This window comes from Caballeronia sp. AZ7_KS35, from assembly GCF_023631045.1.
GTDB lineage: Bacteria > Pseudomonadota > Gammaproteobacteria > Burkholderiales > Burkholderiaceae > Caballeronia > Caballeronia zhejiangensis.
In genome coordinates, this window is the sequence record NZ_JALQDV010000004.1 from 14,187 (window position 1) to 37,671 (window position 23,485).

23 protein-coding genes and 1 pseudogene are annotated in these 23,485 nt (G+C 60.3%); 21 read left to right on the forward strand and 3 right to left on the reverse strand.

Annotated features, from left to right (window positions below; genetic code table 11):
• The 10 genes from NCT05_RS08410 (at position 1) to ehuD (ending at position 10,224) form a co-directional block, all read left to right on the forward strand.
• On the forward strand, positions 1-900 hold the full coding sequence (locus tag NCT05_RS08410; protein WP_250502056.1) for an ABC transporter permease: 900 nt from the start codon (positions 1-3) through the stop codon (positions 898-900).
• Complete coding sequence (locus NCT05_RS08415) at positions 897-1,964, forward strand: ABC transporter ATP-binding protein (protein ID WP_250502057.1); 1,068 nt, start codon at positions 897-899, stop codon at positions 1,962-1,964. Before NCT05_RS08410 ends, NCT05_RS08415 begins: the two co-directional genes overlap by 4 nt.
• A complete protein-coding gene (locus tag NCT05_RS08420; protein ID WP_250502132.1) occupies positions 1,922-3,010 on the forward strand; it encodes an ABC transporter ATP-binding protein in 1,089 nt (362 codons plus the stop codon). The genes NCT05_RS08415 and NCT05_RS08420 overlap by 43 nt, the downstream gene beginning before the upstream one ends.
• 42 nt (positions 3,011-3,052) lie before the next feature.
• Positions 3,053-4,393 (forward strand): LLM class flavin-dependent oxidoreductase, encoded by a 1,341-nt coding sequence (locus tag NCT05_RS08425; protein WP_250502058.1) that lies wholly within the window; start codon positions 3,053-3,055, stop codon positions 4,391-4,393.
• A 70-nt stretch (positions 4,394-4,463) separates the two neighbouring features.
• On the forward strand, positions 4,464-5,618 hold the full coding sequence (locus NCT05_RS08430) for a M24 family metallopeptidase (protein ID WP_284507502.1): 1,155 nt from the start codon (positions 4,464-4,466) through the stop codon (positions 5,616-5,618).
• Between the two features lie 85 nt (positions 5,619-5,703).
• Complete coding sequence (locus tag NCT05_RS08435; protein WP_250502059.1) at positions 5,704-7,356, forward strand: peptide ABC transporter substrate-binding protein; 1,653 nt, start codon at positions 5,704-5,706, stop codon at positions 7,354-7,356.
• Positions 7,353-7,898 carry a flavin reductase family protein gene (locus NCT05_RS08440; protein ID WP_250502060.1) on the forward strand — a complete coding sequence of 182 codons (546 nt, stop codon included), beginning with the start codon at positions 7,353-7,355 and terminating at the stop codon, positions 7,896-7,898. The genes NCT05_RS08435 and NCT05_RS08440 overlap by 4 nt, the downstream gene beginning before the upstream one ends.
• Positions 7,899-8,069: 171 nt before the next feature.
• The gene (locus NCT05_RS08445; protein ID WP_250502061.1) at positions 8,070-8,888 is read left to right on the forward strand and encodes a transporter substrate-binding domain-containing protein; all 819 of its coding nucleotides are present in this window, start codon (positions 8,070-8,072) and stop codon (positions 8,886-8,888) included.
• An 11-nt stretch (positions 8,889-8,899) separates the two neighbouring features.
• Positions 8,900-9,562, forward strand: coding sequence for an amino acid ABC transporter permease (locus NCT05_RS08450; RefSeq protein ID WP_250502062.1), 663 nt, complete (start codon positions 8,900-8,902; stop codon positions 9,560-9,562).
• Positions 9,559-10,224: an ectoine/hydroxyectoine ABC transporter permease subunit EhuD gene (gene ehuD / locus NCT05_RS08455; RefSeq protein WP_250502063.1), complete on the forward strand. Its 666-nt coding sequence runs from the start codon at positions 9,559-9,561 to the stop codon at positions 10,222-10,224. Before NCT05_RS08450 ends, ehuD begins: the two co-directional genes overlap by 4 nt.
• A 148-nt stretch (positions 10,225-10,372) precedes the next feature.
• On the opposite strand, the gene NCT05_RS08460 is transcribed toward ehuD, so the two are convergent.
• A complete protein-coding gene (locus NCT05_RS08460) occupies positions 10,373-10,942 on the reverse strand; it encodes a helix-turn-helix domain-containing protein (RefSeq protein WP_250502064.1) in 570 nt (189 codons plus the stop codon).
• Positions 10,943-11,310: 368 nt separating this feature from the next.
• On the opposite strand from NCT05_RS08460, the gene NCT05_RS08465 reads away from it, so the two are divergent.
• The 9 genes from NCT05_RS08465 (at position 11,311) to NCT05_RS08505 (ending at position 20,388) form a co-directional block, all read left to right on the forward strand.
• Complete coding sequence (locus tag NCT05_RS08465; RefSeq protein WP_250502065.1) at positions 11,311-12,474, forward strand: M24 family metallopeptidase; 1,164 nt, start codon at positions 11,311-11,313, stop codon at positions 12,472-12,474.
• A gap of 3 nt (positions 12,475-12,477) precedes the next feature.
• Complete coding sequence (locus tag NCT05_RS08470) at positions 12,478-13,893, forward strand: aldehyde dehydrogenase family protein (RefSeq protein WP_250502066.1); 1,416 nt, start codon at positions 12,478-12,480, stop codon at positions 13,891-13,893.
• A gap of 57 nt (positions 13,894-13,950) precedes the next feature.
• Complete coding sequence (locus NCT05_RS08475; RefSeq protein ID WP_250502067.1) at positions 13,951-14,241, forward strand: (2Fe-2S)-binding protein; 291 nt, start codon at positions 13,951-13,953, stop codon at positions 14,239-14,241.
• A complete protein-coding gene (locus NCT05_RS08480; RefSeq protein WP_250502068.1) occupies positions 14,238-15,617 on the forward strand; it encodes an FAD/NAD(P)-dependent oxidoreductase in 1,380 nt (459 codons plus the stop codon). The genes NCT05_RS08475 and NCT05_RS08480 overlap by 4 nt, the downstream gene beginning before the upstream one ends.
• Positions 15,617-16,786 (forward strand): NAD(P)/FAD-dependent oxidoreductase, encoded by a 1,170-nt coding sequence (locus tag NCT05_RS08485; protein ID WP_250502069.1) that lies wholly within the window; start codon positions 15,617-15,619, stop codon positions 16,784-16,786. The genes NCT05_RS08480 and NCT05_RS08485 overlap by 1 nt, the downstream gene beginning before the upstream one ends.
• 73 nt (positions 16,787-16,859) lie before the next feature.
• Positions 16,860-17,990: a M24 family metallopeptidase gene (locus NCT05_RS08490; protein ID WP_250502070.1), complete on the forward strand. Its 1,131-nt coding sequence runs from the start codon at positions 16,860-16,862 to the stop codon at positions 17,988-17,990.
• A gap of 18 nt (positions 17,991-18,008) precedes the next feature.
• On the forward strand, positions 18,009-18,665 hold the full coding sequence (locus NCT05_RS08495; protein ID WP_250502071.1) for an amino acid ABC transporter permease: 657 nt from the start codon (positions 18,009-18,011) through the stop codon (positions 18,663-18,665).
• A 50-nt stretch (positions 18,666-18,715) separates the two neighbouring features.
• Positions 18,716-19,486, forward strand: coding sequence for an amino acid ABC transporter ATP-binding protein (locus tag NCT05_RS08500; protein WP_250502134.1), 771 nt, complete (start codon positions 18,716-18,718; stop codon positions 19,484-19,486).
• Between the two features lie 41 nt (positions 19,487-19,527).
• Positions 19,528-20,388: a transporter substrate-binding domain-containing protein gene (locus NCT05_RS08505; RefSeq protein WP_250502072.1), complete on the forward strand. Its 861-nt coding sequence runs from the start codon at positions 19,528-19,530 to the stop codon at positions 20,386-20,388.
• A 93-nt stretch (positions 20,389-20,481) separates the two neighbouring features.
• On the opposite strand, the pseudogene NCT05_RS37185 reads toward NCT05_RS08505, so the two are convergent.
• Positions 20,482-20,751: pseudogene (locus NCT05_RS37185) on the reverse strand (secretin N-terminal domain-containing protein); the annotation flags it as partial.
• Between the two features lie 51 nt (positions 20,752-20,802).
• On the opposite strand from NCT05_RS37185, the gene NCT05_RS08510 reads away from it, so the two are divergent.
• Positions 20,803-21,069, forward strand: coding sequence for an NAD(P)-dependent oxidoreductase (locus NCT05_RS08510; RefSeq protein ID WP_250502073.1), 267 nt, complete (start codon positions 20,803-20,805; stop codon positions 21,067-21,069).
• Here the strand turns inward: NCT05_RS08510 and NCT05_RS08515 are convergent.
• Positions 21,005-21,838 carry a GntR family transcriptional regulator gene (locus NCT05_RS08515; protein ID WP_250502074.1) on the reverse strand — a complete coding sequence of 278 codons (834 nt, stop codon included), beginning with the start codon at positions 21,836-21,838 and terminating at the stop codon, positions 21,005-21,007. The two genes, NCT05_RS08510 and NCT05_RS08515, sit on opposite strands and share 65 nt — an antisense overlap.
• A 317-nt stretch (positions 21,839-22,155) precedes the next feature.
• Between NCT05_RS08515 and NCT05_RS08520 the strand changes: the two genes are divergently transcribed.
• Entirely contained in the window at positions 22,156-23,484 is a 1,329-nt protein-coding gene (locus NCT05_RS08520) for an NAD(P)/FAD-dependent oxidoreductase (RefSeq protein WP_250502075.1), read from the forward strand.
• Position 23,485: the final 1 nt, after the last annotated feature.

The window sequence follows — 23,485 nt, forward strand, 5'->3', positions numbered from 1 at the left end:
ATGTCCGACTTCATCGCTTCAGAAGGAGCATGCGCGAACCCGCCGACAGCGCAAAAGCGTGTTGCCCGTAGCGCGGCCCGCCGCTTCATGAAAAACCCTGTGGCGGTCGGTGCGCTGTTTGTAATCCTGCTACTCGCCCTGGCCTGTGCGTTCGGTCCCTATGTGTTGCCTTACGACGACACTTTCATCGATCTCATGAATCGCTTCGCCACGCCGTTTGCGGGACCGCATTTGCTCGGCACGGACGACCTAGGCCGCGATACGCTGGCGCGCGTGCTCATGGCTGGGCGGATCTCACTGTCTGTTGGCATTCTGGCCATGATGATGAGTATGGTTGTTGGTGTGATCGTCGGCGTTATCGCGGGGTTCTATCGCGGCTTGGTGGGTGCAGTACTCATGCGATTCGTCGACGCCATGCTGTGCTTTCCCACTATCTTCCTGCTGTTGACGTTATCCGCTTTTGTGAAGCCTGGCGTGACGTCGATCATCGTACTGGTTGCCAGTACGTCGTGGATGGAAGTGGCGCGCGTCGTCGAAGCACAAATGCGCTCATTGCGCCGCCGCGATTTCGCAGTAGCCGCGGAGGCGCTCGGCGCTTCGGATGCCCGCATCATGTTTTCGGAGCTGCTGCCCAACGCGGTCGCGCCAATCGTCGTATCGGCCACGCTGACCGTGGCACATGCGATTCTGGCGGAGTCCTACATTAGCTTTCTCGGCTATGGCATTCAGCCGCCAATGCCTAGCTGGGGCAATATGCTCAACAACGCGCAGACCTCGCTCACGACTGCACCGTGGCTCGCCATCATACCGGGCGTCATGATCGCGATTGCCGTGACGAGCTTCAATTTTCTGGGCGACGGCTTGCGCGAGGCGCTTGATCCCAAGCAGGGGCGAGCATGACGATCACACATTCGAGTGGAAGCAGCGTGATGAGCGCCGACGACGTGCTCTCAGTACGAAACCTGGGCGTGTGGTTCGACCAGGGCGGAACGCATGTTCCCGCTGTACAAGATGTCTCTTTGCGGGTTGCGCGAGGTGAAACTCTGGCGCTCGTCGGCGAGTCGGGATCGGGAAAGAGCGTGACGAGCCTCGGCATTCTCGGGTTGTTGCCGCAAGGGCGTGCCTGCACCGTACGGGGCGAAGTGCAGTTGCACCGCAAGAACGGACAGGTGATCGACCTGCTGAAACAGCCCGAAGAAGACATGCGCCGCATTCGCGGTGGCGAAGTAGCAATGATCTTTCAGGAACCCATGACGTCGTTCAATCCGGTGAAGACGATCGGTGCGCAAGTCATGGAGGCAATCCTTTGCCATCACGATGTCGGCCGCCGCGCGGCGCGCACGCGTGCTGCGGAATTGCTCCGACTGGTCGGCATTGCCGATCCCGTGAAACGGCTCGACGACTATCCGCACGAAATGTCGGGTGGCATGCGCCAGCGCGCAATGATCGCGATGGCAATCTCGTGCGAACCCAGGCTCCTGATCGCCGATGAACCGACTACCGCGCTCGACGTGACCGTGCAGGCACAGATCCTCGCGTTGTTGCGCAAGATTCAGGAACAGTCGGCCATGGCGATGATTTTCATCACTCACAATCTCGGCGTAGTCGGTCAGGTAGCTGACCGCGTCATGGTGATGTACAACGGCCGCGTGGCAGAGGAAGCGCCGACGCATTCGCTCTTCCTGAAGCCGCGCATGCCCTACACGAGCGGTCTGCTGCGTTCAGTGCCACGTCTTGCGGATCTGGGCGCAGGCGGGCTCGATGAACTGCCTGCCATTCGCGGCTACGTTCCTGATCCGCTCAATCCGCCGCCTGGTTGCGCATTTGCTCCGCGTTGTGACTTTCGCGTGGCCGGCCAGTGCGACATCGCCATACCCGAAATGGTGACCTGTGACGTGGATCATCGCGTTCGTTGCATCCGGTGGCAGGAGATCGAAACCGGTCTGCAAGGAGAGCCCGCATGAAGCGCAAGCCCATTCTCGAGGTAAACGATCTCAGGAAGTGGTACCCCGTCGACGGTCATCTGCTTTCGCGCGGCAAGGAGCACGTCAAGGCGGTCGACGGCGTCAGTTTTCAGGTTTTCGAAGGCGAGGTGCTGGGGCTGGTCGGCGAATCCGGTTCCGGCAAATCGACTATCGGGCGTACCGTGCTGCGTCTGAACGAATCGAGCGGCGGTGCGATCAGCTTCGACGGTCACGACATCACGTCCTTGCCGCGACGCGCGCTCAAGTCGGTGCGCGAGCGCATGCAACTCGTGTTTCAAGATCCGTTCGCGTCGCTCAATCCACGCAAGACGGTTCGTGAAACGCTGCTGGCGCCGTTGAAAATCCACGGCCTCGGTCTGAATCGCGAAGAGCGCGAGAGCCGCGTAACGGAGGCCTTGCGCGTCGTTGGATTGAGGCCGGAACATGCGCACCGTTATCCGCACGAGTTTTCTGGTGGGCAGCGCCAGCGCATCGTGATCGCGCGGGCACTGATGACGGGCCCGAAATTGCTTGTCGCGGACGAACCGGTCGCGGCGCTCGACGTATCGATTCAGGCGCAGGTGATCAACCTGCTTGCCTCACTCAAGCAAAAGCTGGGACTGTCCATTCTTTTTATTTCACATGACCTGGCCGTCGTGGGCCATCTTTCCGATCGCGTCGCGGTGATGTACCTCGGTCGGCTCGTTGAGGTCGCGCCGACGCGCAAACTCTTCAGCCAGCCGCAACACCCATACACCGAGGCGCTGCTGTCGGCCATTCCGGAGATCAGTCCCGTCAGCTGGCGCGAGCAGATCGTGCTGCGAGGTGAGGTGCCAAGCCCGCGCAATCCGCCTTCGGGCTGCGCATTTCGCACGCGCTGCCGCTATGCACTGCCTGATTGTGCCACGCAAACGCCGCATTTGCGCGTCGTCTCGCCCCAGCACTTCAAGGCTTGCATTCGCGACGATCTCGATCTGCAATCGGTAGCGGGAGGGCCGTCGCCCGGCGCGGCCGACCTTGCAACCCCCGTAACGACTGTTAGCTGACGAGCCGCTCAGGCGGCTGAACAAAGAAAGAGGACTCGGAAAATGAACGAGAGACAAATGAAACTCGGGCTGTCGATCTGGCGCCACGGTTATCACGTGGCTGCCTGGCGCCTGCCCGAAGTCGCGCCGGACAGCATGATGAATATCCGCCGCTTCATCGAAGTGGCGCAGGCTGCCGAGCGTGGCAAATTCGATCTGGTGTTCATGGCCGACGTGCTCGGATCGCATTACATCGAAGACGAGAGCCGCTCGAAAACACGTGGACACACCGTAGTGAAGAACGATCCCTTGCAGATGCTAGCGGCGATCGCAGTGTCGACTCAACACATCGGGCTGGTGTCGACCATTTCGACGACCTATGCACATCCATACACAGCGGCGCGAGCATTTGCCACACTGGATCAAATAAGCGGCGGCCGTGCGGGCTGGAATATTGTGACCTCCTACAACATGGAAGAGGCGCGCAATTTCGGTCTGGCCGAACCGGCGAATTCCGCGGTGCGTTACGAGCGAGCGTTCGAATTCATCGACGTGTGCAAGGGTCTTTGGGATAGCTGGGAAGACGACGCATTCCCGGTGGACAAGGCGAACGGCGTGTACGTCGATCGCAGCAAACTGCACGTGCTCGCGCACGAAGGCAAACACTTCAGCGTGCGCGGACCGCTCGACGTGCCGCGCTCGCCGCAAGGGCAACCGGTGCTGATTACCGCTGGCGATTCGGACTCGGCCAAGGAACTCGCTGGCCGCTACACCAGCATTGCTTATGCGGGACAGCCGCAGAAAGAGCGCGCGGCCACGTACGCTCGTGATGTCAAGGCGCGGGCGGTCGCGAACGGTCGCTCGCCGGACGACGTAAAGGTGTTGCCAGGCATCATGGCGTACGTGGGCCGTACTGAGGCCGAAGCGCGCGCCAAAATGGAGCGCGCGCAGGATCTGGTCTCGCCCGACGTGGGCCTGGCGATGCTCAAGCCGTTTTTCGGCGATCTCTCCGCTTACGACATCAACGGGCGGATGCCGCTCGACGTGGAAACACTGTCGTCGAACTGGAACAAGAGCGACTTCAGCAAGATGCTGATCGAACGCGCACGCGAAGAGAAGCTGACGATTCGCGACATGTATCGCATTCTCGCCATCGGCGAAGACTGGCACATCTCAATGGCCGGCACGCCCGAACAGATTGCCGACACGATGGAAGAGTGGTTCATGGACGGCGCTGCCGACGGTTTTAATGTTCAACCGCCCGATACGCCGGGCAGCGTTAGCGACTTCGTCGACATGGTCGTTCCGGAACTGCAGCGCCGCGGGCTGTTTCGCAAGGAGTACGAGGGCACCACGCTGCGCGAGAGCCTCGGCATCGCGAGGCCGGCGCATCCGGCGGCATGAAGCATCGGACGACGCATTTCTCAGCAAGCGTCGCTGTATAGGGTCTTTTTCTTGCGAGTCATATAACTTCATGTCCAGGTATTTCTTTGAACCGGCCGAATTCGCGGACCGGCAGCAACGCGTGCGCGAAGCCATGCGCCAGAAGCACCTCGACGCGCTTATCGTCATCTCGCCGATCAACATCAGCTATCTGATCGGGATGTCGGCAAAGGCTTATCAGGTTTTCCAATGCTTGATCTTCACACTCGAGGACAAACCGCTAACGATGATGTTGCGCCTGGGCGACGTCGCAGAAATGACGGACCTGAGTCTTGCTGCCGACGTGCGCGGCTGGGGCGGCCGTCGGTTCGAGGATCCAATTGATGTGTTTGGCCGGATCATGGCTGAGAAGGGGCTGCTCAGTGCGCGCCTAGGCCTCGAAATGCCGCCGTACTACCTCAGCGTTCACAACTATCTCAAGCTCAAGAACGTGTTGGGCCACGCCACCGTGAGCGACGAGACATCGCTTATCGAGCGGCTCAAGTTCGTCAAGTCGCCTGCGGAGATTGCATATATCCGCGAAGCCGCGCACATTGCCGATGTCGGCATTCAATCGCTGCGCTCGGTCATCAAGCCAGGGCTGACGGAGAAGGAAGTCGCGGCGCATGCGCACGGCGCCATGATGATGGCAGGCGGTGACAGCCCGGCGAGCCCGATGAACTTCGTTTCGGGCGAACGAACCTGCTACGCACACGGTCTGCCGACCGACCGAATGCTTCAGCGGGGCGACTTCCTGCACATTGAATTCGGCGGACAGTATCGCCGTTACTGCTCGACGATTGCCCGCCATTTCAATATCGACGAACCGACAGATCGCGCGCGCTACGTGCATCAGGCGACCTACGACGCGTGTCAGGCCGCCATTGCGATGATGCGTGCCGGCGTGCGCGCCGAAGACGTTCACATGGCTGCGGTTGGCGTGCTGCGTGAAGCAGGCCTCGAGCCATACAACCTTCACACAACCGGTTACGGCATCGCGCCGGGTTATCCGCCGTCGTGGGGTGAATCGGTCAACATGTTCGACAAGAGCGAAGACGTGCTCGAAGCCGGCATGGTGCTGTCGGTCGAGCCGCCGGTGTTCATTCACGGCGAACGTCTCGGTGCGCGGCTGATCGACTGCGTGCTCATCCACGACGACCACGCCGAAGTGTTGTCGAAGTGCTCCGCTGATCTGCTCGTAGTCTGAGGGCGCACCGCGTCGAATGCAAGCCGACGAGCACGGAAAGAGCGGAAGCGTAAATCAGAAGCATCCAGAAACGAACGGGAGTGTCATGTCTGAACTGGAAAATGAGGGACGTCGCTCTCTCTTTCGAATTGCCGGCGCACTGGCAGCCGCCGCAGCCGTTCCGCCCTTGCTTGGCCTAGACCGGGCAGTCGCCGCGCCGCCTTCGCGTCCGACCGGTCAGGTGGTCATCGGGATCACCAACGAAGTCACGGTGTTCAATCCGTTGATGCTGGGCCTGTCGGTCGATCAGGGCGTGTGGTGGAATCTGTTCGACCCACTTTGGGGCATCGATCCCGCAGGCAATCTGATCCCCAAACTCGCGCGGGAAGTGCCGACGGTGGAAAACGGTGGCCTGTCCGCCGATGGCATGACCTACCGCATTAATCTGCGCGACGACGTGAAATGGCACGACGGCACGCCATTCACGGCCGCCGACGTAAAGTACACCATCGAGCTTTTGCAGAACCCGAAGTTTCGCGTGCCGAGCCGCGACGGCCATGAACTCGTCACCAATATTCGTGTGTATGGCGACCATGAGATCGGCTGGCGGATGAAAGAGGCATTTTCTCCATACATGTCGATGCTGGCGTGGACGTTCATGGTGCCGAAGCACGTGCTGGGGGCCAGCAGCGATCCCAACACGGCGCCCTTCAATGCCGCGCCGGTCGGCACGGGCCCGTTCCGCTGGCAAGAGCGGCGGGCGGGCGACTATGTGAGCGTCGTCGCCAACCCGAACTACTACGGCGGTGCGCCCTACGTCGAACGACTCGTGTTCAAGTACGTGCCGGACATGAACGTGCTCTTTACGCAGTTTCAGACTGGCTCGATCGACTATCTCGGCACACTCGGCATTGCGCCGGACCACTACAAGGAAGCGAAGTCGTTGGCGGCCCGGACGATCCATGTCATTCCCGCCGCGGGTGTGGAGAACGTCACTTTTAACGTCGGCCACCCCGCGCTGTCGGAGAAAGCGGTGCGTCAGGCGCTTTACATGGCGATGGACAAGAAAGCGATCATCGACGCTTTTTATCGCGGCTTGCCCAAGCCTGTTGAATCGTATCTGCCCATTGGCAATTGGGCGTACGATCCAAATCTGCCACTGCACCAGTACTCGCCGGATAGGGCCAACCAGATGCTCGATCAGGCGGGCTGGAAACGCGGCGCAGATGGCATTCGCGTAAAAAATGACGTACGGCTAGCATTTTCGAACTCGACGCCGACCGGCAATCACGTACGCGAACAAACGCAGCAATATCTCGCGCAAAGCTGGGGCAAGATCGGTGTGCAGATGACGATCAACAACATGCCGGGCGCCGTGATGTGGGGCAAGTATTGGCAGCAGTCGCAATTCGACAGTTTTCTCACCTATACCGACTGCACGGTCGCATCGGATCCCGATGTGCGTCACCGCTTCGGCAGCGGCTCGATTCCGGCAAAGGGCGGGGTTGGGTCCAACATCTACCAGTTTCAGAACGCCGCTGTCGATCAACTGGTCGAAGATGGCCTGAGAAGCTCAGAACGCAGTCAGCGCAAGACCGATTACTGGAAGCTCCAGGAAATCATGCGTGACCAGCTTGTCATGTTGCCGCTGTTCCAGATCGTCCAGATCGAAGGCACCAAGTCGAATCTCAAGGGTTTTCAACCGAACGTCAACGTGCGCTCCAACGCATGGAACGCCGCCAAATGGTATTGGGCATGACCATATCGAATTCTTTGCTGGGCGACGCGGCACGCCAGCTTCCGTCGGCCGTCGATCCGCTGCATTTCAAAAAGGCGATGCGGCATCTGGCCGCCGGTGTCTGCGCGGTCACAACCTACGACGAAGGCCTGCCGCACGGACTGCTCGTAACTGCCGTAACTTCGGTCTCCGCGGAGCCCACCCCAAGCCTGCTGGTTTGCGTGAATCAGTCTTCGTCGACACATTCGCGCATCCTCAACGCAAAGCGTTTTTGCGTCAATCTGCTTGACGAACGCGATATCGAACTTGCGCGCCAGTTCATGTCGAGCGATCGTCGGGCGCGTTTCGAAGGTGTCGAATGGGAAGCCGGAGTCACCGGCTCGCCGATCCTGTCGCGCGCGCTCGTCAGTTTCGATTGCGACATCGAACAGGCCGTTCAGGCGGGTTCGCACACCATCTGCATTGGTCGGGTGCGCGAAGTCCGCGTGGGTTCCGACGCAGGACAACCGCTGCTGTATTGCGGCGCGTCCTTTGCAGGCGTGCGTCCGACGAGCGGCGTTTGAGCGCCGGTGCCCGTACACCGGTCCTTCAACCATAGAAACCATTACTTCGCCATGTCAACGCTTGCGATTCAGTCTGTCAATCATCGGTGCGACGCGCGTCGCGCTTCGTTCCATGTCGCCGCGGCACGCGGACGTTTGCCTGCGTTGCTTCGCTGCTTGATGGCCGCCGGTATGGCACTGACCATGGTCTGCGTTCACGCTGAAACCATCACCGATCGCATCAGGCGCGGTGCGCCCGTGCGGCAGGCCGTGGCGAACGATTCTCCGTTCGGCTACAACGGCCCGGACGGCAAGGTTATCGGCATCGAAGTCGAACTGGTACAGCGCATTCTTCACGACATGGGCGCGAAAGTGGAAGTGACGTCCACGACTTTCGGCGGGCTGATTCCGGGGATTCAGGCCAGCCGTTTCGACATTGCTTCCGACGGCATGTACATTCGCCCAGAGCGCTGCAAGGTGGCGGATTTCAGCACGCCGGATTTTATGATCGGCGCAGGTGCGTTCATTCGTAAAGGCAACGACACCATTCACGTCTCGACCATGGATGCACTGGCACAGCAGAAAAATCTGCGCTTCGGGAAACTGACGGGCGGCCAGGAAGACAAGGCGTTCGTGGCCGCGGGCGGCGACAGTTCGCAAATCTCCAACTTTACCGACCGCGTGTCGTTGACGGCCGCCGTGAAGTCTAGGCGTATTGACGTGGGCTTGTTGTCCGCGCTCGGCGCAGCGGCTGCTGTCAATAACGACGATGGTCTTCAGCTTGTTTCGCCGCTCAAGCCGCCGATGCAGAACGGCAAACCGTTTGTATATTACGCGGGCTTTGCTTTTGCCAAGAGCGATCCGGCATTTGTGGCGGAGTTCGACAAGCGGCTGAAAGCCATCATTCGGTCGCCGGATTACGCCAGACTGCTGGCGAAGTACAAGGTGCCGGCAGACGTGATTCCCGTCACCGATGTCGACGTCACCTCGCTCTGCAACGAACACAACTGATCTGCCGCGGTATGAAGGAATTGTGGACACAACGCGGTGTCCTGTTGGCCGCAACGGGCACCACGGTGGAAATCTTCGCATGCTCAGCGCTGCTCGCGCTGGCGATCTCGTTTGTGGCCGGCATTGCTGCCGTGTCCTCGAACAAGTGGGCGCGACCGGCGGCGTTGATCTACGGAGAGCTGTTTCGGGGTGTCTCGCTCGTTGTGCAACTCTTCTGGCTTTTCTTCGTTTTGCCGCTGTTCGGCCTGACTATCTCGGCGACGCAAGCCGCAGTGTACTCACTCGGGTTGTGCTTTGGCGCCTACGGAGCGGAAACGGTGCGGACAGCGCTATTGGCGCTCCCGAAAGGACAGCGCCATGCTGCGCAGGCGCTCGGACTCACGCGCTATCAATCGTTTGTTCACGTCGAATTACCGCAGGCCGTGCCGATCCTCGTCGCACCGCTTGGCAACCTGCTTGTGCTGATCATCAAAAGCACCTCGGTCACGGCCCTCGTCACCGTGCCCGAGCTTTCATTCGTCTCCAATGCGTTGAGCGCGAATCTCGGCGTGAGTTTCGCCGTTTTCATCTATGTGATCGCGGTTTATTACGCGCTCGCGCATTGCGTGCTGTCCCTGACCGCGCGAATCGAGAAACGGATGCGCGCGGGGCTGCATATAGAGCAGTCGTCGTGAACTTCGATTGGCATTTTGCGTGGCAGATTTTGCCTTCACTCGCCTCAGGAGCGCGTATCACGCTCGGCGTGACGCTCGCGTCATTCTGTGTTGCGCTGGTAGGCGGCGCGCTGCTGCTCGCGGCATCAGAACTGACGCCGCGCTGGGTCGCCCGACCTCTAAGCCGGATTACTGGCTTCATCCGTGGAACACCGCTGCTTGTCCAGGTGTTTTTCTTTTTCTACATGCTTCCGGAATGGGGTGTGACCTTAGGGCCGTTGTGGACCGGCGTGATTGCCTTCGGACTGCACTACAGTTGCTATCTTCATGACACGTACCGTTCCGCATTGCTATCAGTAGGTCATGCGCAATGGTCGGCTGGCAGGGCGCTCGGGCTGACCGACCGCCAGGTGTTCGTGAATGTCGTGCTACCACAAATGGGCCCGGTCTTCGTGCCCGTCGCCGGCAGTTTTCTGGTCTACATGTTCAAGGATACGCCCGTGCTTGCGGCAATTACCGTGCGCGAAATGATGCAGATTGCATCACAGATCGGCGCCGATAACTTCCGTTACATGGAACCACTGACGATTGTCGGCGTGCTGTTTCTGGTCATGAGTCTGGCGGTTTCGCGCGGTATTCGATGGCTCGAGAAACGGCTCACGCTCTGGCGGTACCCGAACTAAACGTTACCCTCTCTTTTCTCGTACGCTCGTCAATCACTGCACGAATGGAATCGGGCATTCATTCGAGAAGGGCGGGGAAAAGCGGGGAAAGAGACGAGGCATAGGCGGCACGACAGGCAGACTACCGCCGCGCGCCACGCTCGGTGCGCTACATATGAATGGGGCGGAACGACGTCATGATCCACAGCACTACGACGTCGGCATCAGTGTTGTTATAGATGCCGTGCGGGCAGTTTCCTTCGAACTGGAAACTATCCCCCATGTAAAGAACTGACTTACGCCCCTGGATGGAGAGCGTCAATTCTCCTTCGATCACGAGACCGCCTTTCTGTCCTTCCGCAATGACAACGTCCTCGTTTTTTGCGTGCGGCGGCATACGAATAATCATGAACTGCATGCCCTCCGAGCCCGACGGCGAGAGCAGTTCCTTGTAAAGCGGCGCCGACCCCACGTTGAATTTCGGCCGATCGGCCAAGCGACGAATGATGTGACCGTCGTCGTGCGACGTTGCAATCGAACGCGTTGTGTTCGCGACTGGCGAAGCACCCTCGAGAAACGCGCTAAGCGGCACGTCGAGCGCAATGCGCAGCTTGTCGAGAATCTTCAGTGACGGATTGGCCTTGTTGCGCTCGATTTGGCTGATCATGCCTGCCGATACCCCCGCCTTTAGCGCAAGGCCGTTTACAGACAGACCCATTGCCTTGCGGAATGTCTGCAACGTCGCTCCGACGTTCGCTCTGGAAAGACCATCACTCGTAGCTTTGGGTGCCGAAGTAACCCGGGATTGAGTTGCCATAGATGTTCAGAGTCTGGTCTGATTTTCAATATCGTGCACAAGTTGGGGCGCCGATCACGGCCGGGCGCACCTCTGCAAGCGTCGATATTTTAGCAAGCAAATGTTCAAACATCCACCGAATCAGGTTCTGTCAAGGTCCGATGGCGTGCCGAAAAGTCGTGCGAACGTAGCTTGACATAGTTAATTTTGGAGGCTTAGAGTGTATAAAATATTGAACGCTGACGCAGTTGGCCGTGCGCCGCGAACGACTCCAGTCACTCACGTCTGATTACCTCAGGGACCTTGCAGAGATGTATTTCGAACTCGACGAATATAAAACCCGCGTTGCGACAACCCGCGAGCAGATGGCTCGGGACAATCTTGATCTGCTGCTGCTGTTCGGTCAGGAGGCGACGTGCTGGCTGTCCGGCTTCTACACCCATGGTCACTTTGCGTATATCGCGCTCGGTCTGCCGCGCGAAGGCGAACCGTTCCTAGTACTGCGCAAGATGGAAGAGCAGGCGGCCGACGCCACGACGTGGGTCGAGAAGCGCTACATCTATCACGATCATCAAGACCCAATCGAATTCACACGTCAGGCTGTGGTCGAGGCGGGTTTGGGGAGCGCTCGCATTGGCATCGACAAGCACTCGTGGTATCTCACGCTCGAACGTTTCGAACAATTGTCCGCCGCGCTGCCGAACGCGAAGTTCCTCGGTGAAAACCGCATGATGGAAAAGCTGCGCATCATCAAAACGCCGGCGGAGTTGGCGCTGCTGCGCGTAGCAGGTCATGCGGTCGATACCGCGATGGAAGCGGCCATCTGCGCAACCAAGCCCGGCGCCGGCGAGCGTGAGATCGCATCGGCCATGGCTAGTGCGCGAATCATGGCGGGCAGCGATCTGCCGATCGACGGCGTACTCACCACCGGAGCGCGCACACTGCAAGGCCACGGTCCGTGGACCGACAAACGCATTGAAGGCGGCGAACCATTTTATTACGAGTTCCACGGCATCCGATCGCACTATTGGGCGCGCTCGCTGCGCAGTGGCGTTTTGGGCAATGCCTCGCCGCGTCAGGTGATGTTATCGAAACTGCTGATCGACGCGCAGGACGCCGCGATCAACTTGATGAAGCCGGGCGTGGACGCGCGCACCGTGGACACGGCCTGCCGTGAGCCGATCGTTGCCGCCGGTGTTCAGGATCGTGAGACCTACCGCCGTCGTATCGGTTACTGCCTTGGGCTGAACTTCCGCCCGACACCGGGCGAGATGATTCTGGAATTCAAGCCGGATGCCGACTTCAAGCTCGCGCCGGGCATGGTGTTCCTGATGCTCGTAATGGCTGAAGGCGTGGGCATCGGCGATACGGTCGTGGTCACGGAAACCGGTGTCGAATATCTGACCAAACTGCCGCGGGTATTCTTCGACGACGCCGAGCGCGAAAGACTGATCGCCACTGCAGCGACGAAGTGAATCATGCGAGTTAACCGTCAGTACATCGCAGGAGAGTGGCGCGATAGCGCATCGGTTCAGGAACAGGCCGAAGTCTTTTCGCGGCAACCGTTCTCGGTAACGCATCTTTCTGCTCCCGACGACGTCGAGGCTGCGCTCGCCGCAGCGCGTGACGGCGCGCAAAGGATGGACGCCGCGCCGGCGCATCGGCGCGCCCGCTGGCTGCGTCAGGCAGCAGACGCACTCGCCGGCCGAGTCGAGGAATTCGCCGCCATGCTGGTGGCAGAGTCGGGCAAGCCTTTGACGCTGTGTCACAGCGAGATTGGCCGGTCTGTCGAAACCCTGCGCTTTTCGGCGGATGAAGCCACGCGCATTGCCGGTAGTGTTTTGCCGATGGATGCAAGCGAACGCGGCGAAGGGCGGCTCGGTTTCTACGTTCGTGTCCCGGTGGGTGTCGTGTCCGCCATCACGCCGTTCAACGCGCCGCTCAACCTGTTGGCACACAAGATCGGGCCAGCGCTGGCGGCTGGCAACGCGGTGATCGCCAAGCCGGATCCGCGTGCGGCGTCGTGCGCCACGCGGTTGGTCGAATTGTTCGCGGAGCTCGGTTTGCCGCCGGGCGCGATAAATCTCGTGCACGGCGGCCGCGATGTCGGCGAACGTCTGACCGTCGACGACCGAGTGAATCTCATTTCATTTACCGGCAGCAAACAGGCCGCGTTCAACATCGTGCGCCAAGCCGGGCTCAAACGCGTGCAGTTCGAACTGGGGGGCAACGCGGGTAATATCGTTTGCGACGACGCCGACCTCGACGTAGCAGCCAGCGAACTCGCGATTCACGCGTTTGGCCACGCCGGCCAGAGTTGTATTGGCGTTCAGCGAATCCACGTGCATCAGGCGGTTTATCCGCAGTTCATGGAAAAGTTCCTTGGGCGCGTGCGTGCGCTGAAGGTCGGTGATCCGGCCTTGCCCGATACCCAGGTCGGTCCGCTAATTGATGCCGCCACGGCCGAGCGGCTCGAAGGCTGGATCCGTCAGGCAGTCGATGCCGGTGCCGGTCTATTGACCGGCGGTGTGCGCGACGGCGCAATGTTGACGCCGGCGGTTCTCGTCGACGTGGACAAACGCTTGCCAGTCGTTTGCGAAGAGGTGTTCGGCCCAATCGTGACAGTCGAACGGGTGACCGATCTCGAAGCGGCGATCGAGTCGCTGAACGATTCGATTTACGGATTGCAGGCGGGCGTCTTCACCCAGTCCATCAGCACCGCGCTCGAATGTGTGCGGCGCTTGAAAGTGGGCGGGGTGGTGGTCAACGGAACGTCGAACTACCGCGTCGATCATCAGCCGTATGGCGGTGTCAAACAGAGTGGAATCGGGCGCGAAGGGCCGGCGTTTGCCATCGAGGCGATGACTGAAGTTCGCATGGCGGTCATGCAGTGAGCGCGCTGGAGTTTCAGGCAGAGAAATGACAATGGGTAACTTTGAGGGGAATCGGTCATGAGTGGCTTTGTTCGTCTCGACGAACGGCAACGAGCGCCAGTGAATCTGACGTTCGACGGCAACAAAATCACGGCGCTCGAAGGCGACACGTTGCTGGTCGCGCTGCGAGTGAACGGCAAGGTGGCGCGTCAGTCGGAGTTCGGCGACGGTCCTCGCGCGGGATTCTGCATGATGGGCGCCTGTCAGGACTGCTGGGTGACGTTGGCTGATGGCCGGCGCACGCGCGCCTGCACGACTGTCGTGGAGAACGGCATGGCGGTCCTGACACGTTGGCCGGAGGAACTATGAACCAAGGCAAACGCGTAGTAGTGGTAGGAGCCGGCCCGGCTGGCGTGCGCGCCGCCGCCGCGCTCGTGAACGCCGGCTTGCGGCCCGTGATCATCGACGAAGGATCGTGCAGCGGCGGTCAGATCTATCGCCGTCAGCCGCCCGGATTCACCCGCCCGCCGGCCACGCTTTACGGCGCAGAGGCCGACAAGGCCATAGCCGTGCATACGACGTTCGACGCCCTACAGAACCGAGTCGACTATCGTCCGGATACGCTTGCCTGGAACGTGTACGACGGAGTCCTTCACACGATGAAGGGTCAGCTGGCGCAATCCGTCGACTTCGACGCGTTGGTCATTGCCGTCGGCGCGACTGATCGTCTGCTGCCGCTCGAAGGCTGGACTTTGCCCGGTGTCTACACGCTTGGCGCCTCCCAGATCGCGCTCAAGGCACAGGCCTGCGCAATTGGCTCGCGCGTGGTGTTCATGGGCACTGGCCCGCTGTTGTATCTGGTCGCCTATCAGTACATGAAGGCCGGCGCCAACGTGGCGGCGGTGCTCGATACATCCCCGATGTCGCTACGCATCAAGGCGTTGCCAGAACTGCTGTCGCGCCCCGCCACGCTCTTTAAGGGCATGCGCTATGTATCGGCGTTGCGCCGCGCAGGCGTTCGCATGGAAGCAGGCATTACGCCGCTGAAGGTGGAAGGCAACGAAACCGTGACGGCCGTTACCGTCGAGCTCGCCAACGGCCAGCGGGAACAAATCGCGTGCGATGCGCTCGGCATGGGCTATCACGTGCGCTCGGAAGTGCAACTGGCTGATCTCGCGCGATGCAACTTCGCCTTCGACGAAACCACGCGCCAATGGCTACCCGAGGTCGACGATGACGGCCGTACTTCGATCAGGGGAGTCTATGTCGCCGGAGACGGCGCGCGCACGCTTGGTGCTGACGCAGCGGAAATCGGCGGCGAATTGGCCGCGCTGGCCGTACTGAAGGATCTGGGCATGGACGTTTCAGCGAGCCGCGTAGCAGAGCTCAAGCGAGCCCAGCGGACACAGCGACGTTTCGCCACCGGCATTGCGCACGCGTTTCCGCTCCCGGTTCGTCAACTGGAAAGACTGCCCGATCACGCGTTGCTGTGCCGCTGTGAGTCGATTACGGCCGGCGAGTTGCGCTGCTCGGTGAAGGACCTCGGCGCGCCTGAAGTCAATCGCGCGAAGGCGCTGACTCGGGTGGGCATGGGCCGCTGTCAGGGGAGATATTGCGGCTTGGCAAGCGCAGAACTGGTGTCGGCGACGCTCGGCGTTCCCGTGGAGATGGCCGGACGCTTGCGCGCGCAGGCGCCGATCAAACCGTTGCCGATCGCGGCAGAGTCGACGGAGGAGAACGTCTGATGGAACGTGCAGCTGATGTCATCATCGTAGGCGGCGGCTTGATGGGCGCTGCTACTGCATTCTTTCTGCGCCAGCGCGGGCGTTCGGTCATCCTGCTCGAGCGTGGGCTCGTCGGTCAGCAGGCAAGCGGCGTGAACTTTGGTAATGTGCGCGGATCGAACCGCGGACTATATCAATTGCCGCTGGTCAATCGGTCGCGCGCCATCTGGGAGCGCTTGCCAGCGTTGCTTGGCGAGAGCTGCGAATTCCTGCCGACGGGCAGGGTGATCGTCGCTTTCAACGAAGAGCGGCTCGCCATCCTGGAGAAATACACGCGCGATTCGGCGCCCTACGGGCTGCGCATGGAAATGGTGCCCCGCGCGGAAATCAACGCGCGCTTTTCTTTCCTGTCGAATCGTCCGATCGGCGCTGCCTTCGCACCACTTGACGGCCACGCCAATCCGCGACTAACCGCACCGGCTTTCGGGCGCGCCGCAGGGCGTGCCGGCGCGAACGTGTATGAAAACATCGAAGTGCAGACAATCGACAAGGTCGGTGAGGACTTCGTTGTGAGCGCGGGCGAAAAGGGTGCGTTTCGCGCGCCGGTTTGCCTCGTGACGGCTGGCGCCTGGGCCAACGCGTTTTCGTCGAAATTCGGCGAGAGCGTTGATCTCGTGGCGCGCGGTCCGCAGATGTCGGTCACCGAGCCGGTGCCATACCGTATTGGCCCGGCCATCGGCATCTCCACGAGCAATCCCATGGAAGGCATATACGTGCGTCAGGTCGAGCGCGGCAACATCGTGATCGGCGGTGGTCCGCGTGGGCCCGCCTACGCCGATCTGCGCCGTGCCTACGTGATCCCGGAACATACGCTGAATCAGTTGCAACAACTGAAGGCCATCCTGCCGATGACCCGGCCGCTGAACATCATCCGTGTATGGAGCGGTATCGAAAGTTATCTGCCGGATGAAACGCCGATCATGGGGCCGAGCAGCAAGGTTCCGGGGCTGTTCTACGCATTCGGTTTCTGCGGTGAAGGCTTCCAGTTGGGACCGGGCGTGGGCGACGTGATGGCAGAGCTGATAGATACCGGCTCCACCGTCACACCGATCGAGCCGTTCCATATCAGCCGCTTTTTCAAGGAACGGGCAGCCACTTCGCAAACCAATACGGCAATTGATGCGGATTAGCAGCGCAGTCATCATTTTCCATCTTGGCGGTAATTGGGTCCATCCGGTGCCGCATTCTTAAGATACTGATCAAATGAATTTTCCGAAACAAGAGTTCGATGAACGCGTTGCCCGGGTTCGGGCAGGGATGAAAAGCCGCGGCATGGACATGCTGCTTCTGTACGGTCAGGAAGCGATCAACTGGACCTCGGGGTTCTATACGCCCGCGCACTTTGCCTACGCGGCCTTCGGTCTGCCGCTGGAAGGCGAACCGTTCCTCGTCATCCGCTATATCGAAGAAAAAGCCGCACGCGTGACGACCTGGGTGGAAGACATCCGCACGTACTGGGACCACGAGGATCCGGTTGAGGCGACGAAACGCGCAGTGGAAAGCCGTAGTCTGGGAACGGCCCGCATTGCGCTGGACAAGCAGGCCTGGTATCTCACCGCAGACCGCTACGATCGTCTGAAGGCCGCGCTACCGTCGGCAATCTTCGTGGATGAGTCACGGATGATCGACGAGTTGCGCATCATCAAGTCTCCACTCGAACTGGACACCATGCGCAAGTCGGCGCGCATCGTGGAAGCTGCGTTGCAAGGCGCAATTGAAGCGACAAAGGAAGGTGTCACCGAGCGCGACGTGGCCGCGGCAATGGCGTTTGCGCGTCTGAAAGCGGGGAGCGATCTGCCGGTCGACGGCGTGCTGACTACCGGCGAGCGTACCCTCGAAGGTCACGGTCCATGGACCGATCGAGTGCTGCGCCGTGGCGATGCGCTGCATTACGAATTCCACGGCATCAAAAATCATTATTGGACGCGTATTCTGCGTACGGGTGTGCTCGGCGCAGAACCGACGGACGATCAATGGCACACGGCCGACACAATCCTTAAGTCGCAGGACATCGGGTTGAGCATGATGAAGGCCGGAGCCCGCTCGCTCGACATCGACGCCGCGATGCGTGCACCCATGCTGGAGGCCGGGCTCAAGCAACGCGCAAGCTATACGAACCGGCTGGGCTACGGCATGGGCTTGAATTTCCGTCCAAGCCCTGGCGAATTCATTCGTGAATTCACGCCCTCCTGTGACTTCATTCTTGAAGAAGGCATGGTGTTTCACATGATCATGGCGGCAAACGGCCTTGGTTACAGCGACACGGTAGCCGTCACCAAAGACGGTATTGAATTCCTAACGAAGTTCCCGCGAGAATTCGTGGTGTTGAAGTAGGACGAGCAAGGGGGCGGTATGCATTATCAATTCGATTGGCGGGTCGTGGCTGAACCGTCTGCGTGGCTTCATGCATTGGCGATCACGCTGGGATATGCGGCTGGAACCATTGTTGTTGGAATGGCCATCGGTGTGATCTGCGGTTCGCTTCTGTTATCGCGTCGGTGGTGGTTGCGCGGCCCGGCGGCAGCTTATGTTCAGTTTTTCCGCTGCACGCCGTCAATGGTGCAAATCATCTGGTTCTACTACGCGTTGCCGATCTTGACGGGTTTCACACTGTCGTCGTGGGTCGCCGCCGGACTTGGGCTCACGCTTTATATGGGGGCGTTTTGTTCCGAGATTTTCCGCGGCGGCATCATCTCGATCGAGCGCGGTCAGTGGAACGCCGCGCGAGCGCTTGGCATGGCCCACATGCGGATGATGCGTCATGTCATCCTGCCGCAGGCCATGCGGCGTATGGTGCCGCCCTTCGTGAATCAATGCATACTGCAACTCAAAAATACGTCGCTGCTCTATGTGGTTGCCGTACCGGACCTGATGTACACGAGCTACGAACTGACGTCGCAGACTTATCGCCCGCTCGAAGTCTATACGTTCGTCGCCCTGGTTTATCTGGTCATCTTGTTCCCGGTCACCATGATGGCCAAACGACTCGAAGTGAAGGTGCAGCGATGAACTCCGCATTCTCTGAAGCGCCGCGAGGAGCGGTAGCGCAGGCTGTACCCATGATCGAACTTAGCGGCATCGAAAAGCATTACGGCGGTTTTCAGGCCTTGCACGGCGTATCAATGCGCGTGATGCCCGGCGAAGTGCGCGTACTGATAGGACCGAGCGGCTGCGGCAAGTCGACGATGCTGCGAAGCGTCAACCTGCTGGAGTACCCGGATCACGGGACGGTGCGTGTGGGTGACGACATAATCCATGCCGGGCCCGGCCACAAGATGCCCAAAGCGAAGATGCTCGACCGGTTTCGTGCTGGCGTCGGCATGGTGTTCCAGCAATTCGATCTGTTTCCGCACATGACGGCGCTCGAGAACGTCATGTCGGGTCCATGCTTTGTCAAAAACATGGCCAAGGGCGAAGCGAAGGATCTGGCCATGAGCATGCTGAGTAAAGTCGGGCTCGCGGAGCGGGCGGAACAGCGTCCGCAGCAACTGTCGGGTGGGCAGCAGCAACGGGTCGCGATTGCCCGTGCGCTGGCGATGCAACCCAAGGTGATCCTATTCGACGAAGCAACATCGGCACTGGATCCTGAACTAGTGCAGGAAGTACTGTCAGTGATGAAAGCGCTGGCGCGCGAAGGGGCGACGATGGTCATCGTCACGCACGAAATGCGCTTCGCTCGTGAAGTGGCAGACCGCGTTTCGTTCATGGACGGCGGGCGCATCGTCGAAGAGGGGTCGGCCGACGAAGTTATCGGCGCGCCGGGCGAGCCGCGGACTCAGGCCTTTCTCAGCCACTTTCGGCTGATCAGCGGCGCAAAGGTGGCGTTTTGAGGCGACGTGAACAGATAACCATTGATGAAAAGGTGCGATGTATGGCTTTCTTGAAACATCCTGGCGGTTTCTTGCGCTCTTGCGTCGTCGCGCTGTCACTCGCGACCGCGCTGGTCGGAGACGCTCAAGCATCCGACTCGACCTGGCAGGACGTCAAGGCGCGCGGCGTAGTCCGGGTCGGTGTGATTCCGGCGCGTCAATGCTACTACTGGCAATCTCCTGGCAGTGACGAGTGGAAGGGCTTTCCGGTGGCGATGAGCCGCGACGCCGTCGATGCGCTCGGTCAGGCAATGGGCCAGAAGCTTAAGATCGAGTACGTGACGACGAGCTGGGGCACGTCGATTCTCGACGTTCAGTCCGGAAAAATCGATTTTTTCATAGGTCTCGCCGAAACACCGCAGCGCAAGCAAGCAGTCTATATGTTCGGTCCTCTCTGGACTTTGCCTGATGTCGCCGTGGGCCGGCAGGGCTTCAATGTCGACAATACGTGGGCCGCTCTGAACAAACCGGCCACGCGTGTCGCAGTGGCGATGGGTACAACTTCCGAGCAGGCGGCCAAAAAGTACCTTCCCGATTCGCAAATCCGTTCACTGAAGAACTCCAACGATGCGATTCTCGACGTGCAGTCCGGCAAGTCGGACATCACCCTGACTACCGCGATTGCCGGCTTAGCCGCGATGCAGGTGAACCAGAATCTGGCGAACATGGTTGTGCCGCGTCCGCTCAGCGCGATCCCCGCCGACGGCGTGACGCGTCGCGACGGCGACGGGAAGTTCTACGATTTCCTCCAGAAGTGGGCGACGAGATATTACGCCGAGGGAAATACCAAGAAGCGCGTTTTGGAAGCGCTAGGCGAGTGCGGTCTTGATTCGAAGAGGCTTCCCGCCGACATGATTTTCTAGTGCGAGGCGGCTCTCCGGCATGTGCGAACGCTCGGGGCCGGGAGACTACGACCCATCTTTGCGTCGCACGTTTTGATCAACTTGTTAGTGACCTCGCACTACGACCTTTTGCGTCGGGTCGCTATTGCCGATGCCGTTCAGGTCCAGCAGCTTCTCGGCTTGCTGCGCAACGGCGGTCGCATCCGCGTACTTCAGTTGAATGACGGCTGGATGCACCTTCGACGCCTGCGATGACCGAAGCGATTCTTCGCACGTTGTCCGCATAGTCGTTCACGATCAGCGTGTTGTTGCTGGCGTTCGCGCTGATCGTATTGTTGGTTGGTATGAGTGGCCTCAGCTTGGAAGAAGCGTGTTGGCGGACTTCTGAACCCGCTTGGCAAAATGGGGAGGTCCTTATAGGCGGTTCAGTCCAACGTGGCGCGGGCATCGCATGTCGATCACGACGCGCTCGTCGACCTTCTGGATGCGGGGCGCATGTCCGGCGCCGTGCTCGATGTGTTCGACACGGAGCCGTTGTCGACCGGTTCGATTCTATGGAATCACCCGAAGATCATCGTGACGCCGCACATCGCATCGACGGTTTCAGCTCAGGAGCGTGCGCGGAACGCCGCCGAAATCATTTGCGCTCACGTGAAGCAGGAGCCGTTGCCGCATCTCTATGACCGGCAGCGGGGGTATTGAGCGAGCCGTGCGCGCGCGGTGGCGCTTCGAAGACCGCGGGAGCGAAGGGCGGCACGGATGGCGGCGTTTGCCCGCGGGCCCGAAAGCGGAAGATCTTGATCACCTTCTGGATATGTGCCCGAACCGCCGCTTCCGCCACCAATACGTCGCGGTCGATGATCGCCTGCAGTATCGACATGTGCTCCACCATCGGGTTGGACGGCGGAAGCTGCTGCATATAGCGAAGCGTCACGAGATTGACCTTCTCCGACACGCTGATGAGTTGCTGCGTCAACGGAACGTTGCGGCTGAGTTTCGCCAGCGCCCAGTGAAAGTTGTTGGCGATCTCCACGTAGCGCTCGTAGGGCTGGGTGCGGTATTGCTCGTCGTAGTCGAGGATCTGCGTCTGAAGTGTCTGGAGTTCTTCGTCGCTCGCACGTTCGATGCACAGTCTCGCGACCATTTTTTCCAGCGCCTCCCGTATCTGATAGAGATCCTCGATCTCCGCGAGCGTGAAGTCGCGAACCTTGAGCTTTCGTCCTTGCCGCTCGAGAAAGCCGTCCTGTTCCAAACGAAACAAGGCTTCGCGCACGGGGGTGCGGCTGGCCATGTAGCGCTCGCCCAGTTCGGCTTCGTTGAGCACCGAGCCGGGCGGCAGGTGAAGCTGGCCGATTTCCTTGCGCAAGGTCCAGTAGACATCGCGGCTTCGCGATGGGCGCTGCGCGCTTGCCAGGTCGTCGGGCCGCGCGGTTTCAGACATCTCGTCCGGCGTCGGTAGAGGTTGCATCATCGTTTCTGAACACGGTTGGCGGGCGGGCGAATAGCCCGGAGTATCTCATTTCTCTCTGTTTCGGTATACAACCGAGGGTTGGCCGCCCGTTGGGAAGAATCGCGCGCATAGGTCTTCGGACGGCGTCCGGCGATCGTTCCTGGCTTGTGTCGCTCGGCTAGCAAATGAAGTTTTTTATTTTTCAGTACACGGAGTCGAACTATCTGGTGCAGAATGAAATCCCATGAACGCATCAGATAGCTGCAAATAGGCAGTATTATCGGGTGCCACGAAAATTTCGCCATTCCACAAACTGCTTGTTTGTATACTGAAACGCGATGGAACGTTCCCGGCAAGACCACTCGCAACTCGCGCGGACGACGCGTTCAAGTCGTATCGCCGTGGTCGGCGGCGGGGTCGTCGGACTCTCGTGCGCACTATGGCTGCAGCGGGTTGGGCATACCGTGACGGTTTTCGACCGTGCGCTGCCGGAAGATGAATCCAGCTATGCGAAGGCCAGCAGTTACGGCAACGCGTGCACCTTCGCCGTCGGCGCATGCATCCCAGTCGCGTCGCCGGGCATCCTGAAAGCGGTGCCGAAAATGCTGCTGGACCGTTCGGGCCCGCTCTCGATCTACTGGCGCGATCTGCCCGGTCTCATGTCGTGGCTTCTTGCATTTGTGCGCGCCGGTTCGGAGTCCGAAGTTAGCCGCATCGCGGCGGTGCTTGGCTCGCTGATCCGTTTCGCGGAACCCGCGCACCGGTCGCTGATGGAAGAGGCGGGCGCTGCGGGCCTCGCGCGTCACAAGGGTTGTCTTTATCTGTATCGAACCGACGAGCACTTCAAAGAGGCGCGCCGGGAGATCGAGCTAAGAGAGCGTGAAGGCGTGAAGCTGAGCTTCCTGTCGCACGATCAGGTGCGGGAGCGCGAGCCGAATCTCGCGCCGCACTATGCGAAAGGCATGTTGTTCGACGAGGCTTATCAACTAGACAACCCGTATCGGTATCTGCTCGCGCTGACAGCCTTGTTCCGAAGCAAGGGCGGAACGTTCGAGCGCGCCGATATCCGGCACATCCGCTCGGAAAACGACCGCGTGACGCTGGAAGGCAGCGCGCCCGACGCCGGTTTCGACCGGGTCGTAGTCGCGGCGGGGGCGTGGTCGCGCAAGCTGGCATCGACGGTGGGAGACCGGGTTCTGCTGAACACCGAACGCGGCTATCACGTGCTCTTTCCGGAAAGCGGCTCGCTGCTGTCGGCGCCGACCTGCTATCCGGAGTTCGGCTTCTATATGTCGCCGCTGGAAGAAGGGCTGCGCTCGGCCGGCACCGTCGAACTCGGCGGGCTCGATCGTCCGCCGCGCCCCGTGCGTACCGATCGCATCGAAGCCATGACGCGGCGCTTGTTGCCCGGCGTTGGCGCGGCGGGACGCACTTGGCTGGGATTCCGGCCCTCGATGCCCGACTCCTTGCCGGTCATCGGACATAGCGATACCGATCCGCGCGTGGTCTACGCCTTCGGTCACGGTCATATCGGTCTGACGCTGGCAGGCATTACCGGGCGCCTCGTCACCGAGCTTGTCGAGGGCGTCGCGCCGTGTCTGGATATCGGCGCTCTGAACCCCACTCGTTCTTTTACCTCAACCACCCCCGTGAAGCAGGGAGCGTAGC

Coding starts and splice junctions, on each gene's coding strand:
- NCT05_RS08450 (WP_250502062.1), top strand. CDS start 8,900: ATGAAGGAATTGTGGACACAACGCGGTGTCCTGTTGGCCGCAACGGGC.
- NCT05_RS08435 (WP_250502059.1), top strand. CDS start 5,704: ATGTCTGAACTGGAAAATGAGGGACGTCGCTCTCTCTTTCGAATTGCC.
- NCT05_RS08410 (WP_250502056.1), top strand. CDS start 1: ATGTCCGACTTCATCGCTTCAGAAGGAGCATGCGCGAACCCGCCGACA.
- NCT05_RS08465 (WP_250502065.1), top strand. CDS start 11,311: ATGTATTTCGAACTCGACGAATATAAAACCCGCGTTGCGACAACCCGC.
- NCT05_RS08495 (WP_250502071.1), top strand. CDS start 18,009: ATGCATTATCAATTCGATTGGCGGGTCGTGGCTGAACCGTCTGCGTGG.
- NCT05_RS08440 (WP_250502060.1), top strand. CDS start 7,353: ATGACCATATCGAATTCTTTGCTGGGCGACGCGGCACGCCAGCTTCCG.
- NCT05_RS08520 (WP_250502075.1), top strand. CDS start 22,156: ATGGAACGTTCCCGGCAAGACCACTCGCAACTCGCGCGGACGACGCGT.
- NCT05_RS08430 (WP_284507502.1), top strand. CDS start 4,464: ATGTCCAGGTATTTCTTTGAACCGGCCGAATTCGCGGACCGGCAGCAA.
- NCT05_RS08485 (WP_250502069.1), top strand. CDS start 15,617: ATGGAACGTGCAGCTGATGTCATCATCGTAGGCGGCGGCTTGATGGGC.
- NCT05_RS08500 (WP_250502134.1), top strand. CDS start 18,716: ATGATCGAACTTAGCGGCATCGAAAAGCATTACGGCGGTTTTCAGGCC.
- NCT05_RS08490 (WP_250502070.1), top strand. CDS start 16,860: ATGAATTTTCCGAAACAAGAGTTCGATGAACGCGTTGCCCGGGTTCGG.
- NCT05_RS08475 (WP_250502067.1), top strand. CDS start 13,951: ATGAGTGGCTTTGTTCGTCTCGACGAACGGCAACGAGCGCCAGTGAAT.
- NCT05_RS08445 (WP_250502061.1), top strand. CDS start 8,070: ATGGCACTGACCATGGTCTGCGTTCACGCTGAAACCATCACCGATCGC.
- NCT05_RS08515 (WP_250502074.1), bottom strand. CDS start 21,838: ATGATGCAACCTCTACCGACGCCGGACGAGATGTCTGAAACCGCGCGG.
- NCT05_RS08415 (WP_250502057.1), top strand. CDS start 897: ATGACGATCACACATTCGAGTGGAAGCAGCGTGATGAGCGCCGACGAC.
- NCT05_RS08425 (WP_250502058.1), top strand. CDS start 3,053: ATGAACGAGAGACAAATGAAACTCGGGCTGTCGATCTGGCGCCACGGT.
- NCT05_RS08480 (WP_250502068.1), top strand. CDS start 14,238: ATGAACCAAGGCAAACGCGTAGTAGTGGTAGGAGCCGGCCCGGCTGGC.
- NCT05_RS08505 (WP_250502072.1), top strand. CDS start 19,528: ATGGCTTTCTTGAAACATCCTGGCGGTTTCTTGCGCTCTTGCGTCGTC.
- NCT05_RS08470 (WP_250502066.1), top strand. CDS start 12,478: ATGCGAGTTAACCGTCAGTACATCGCAGGAGAGTGGCGCGATAGCGCA.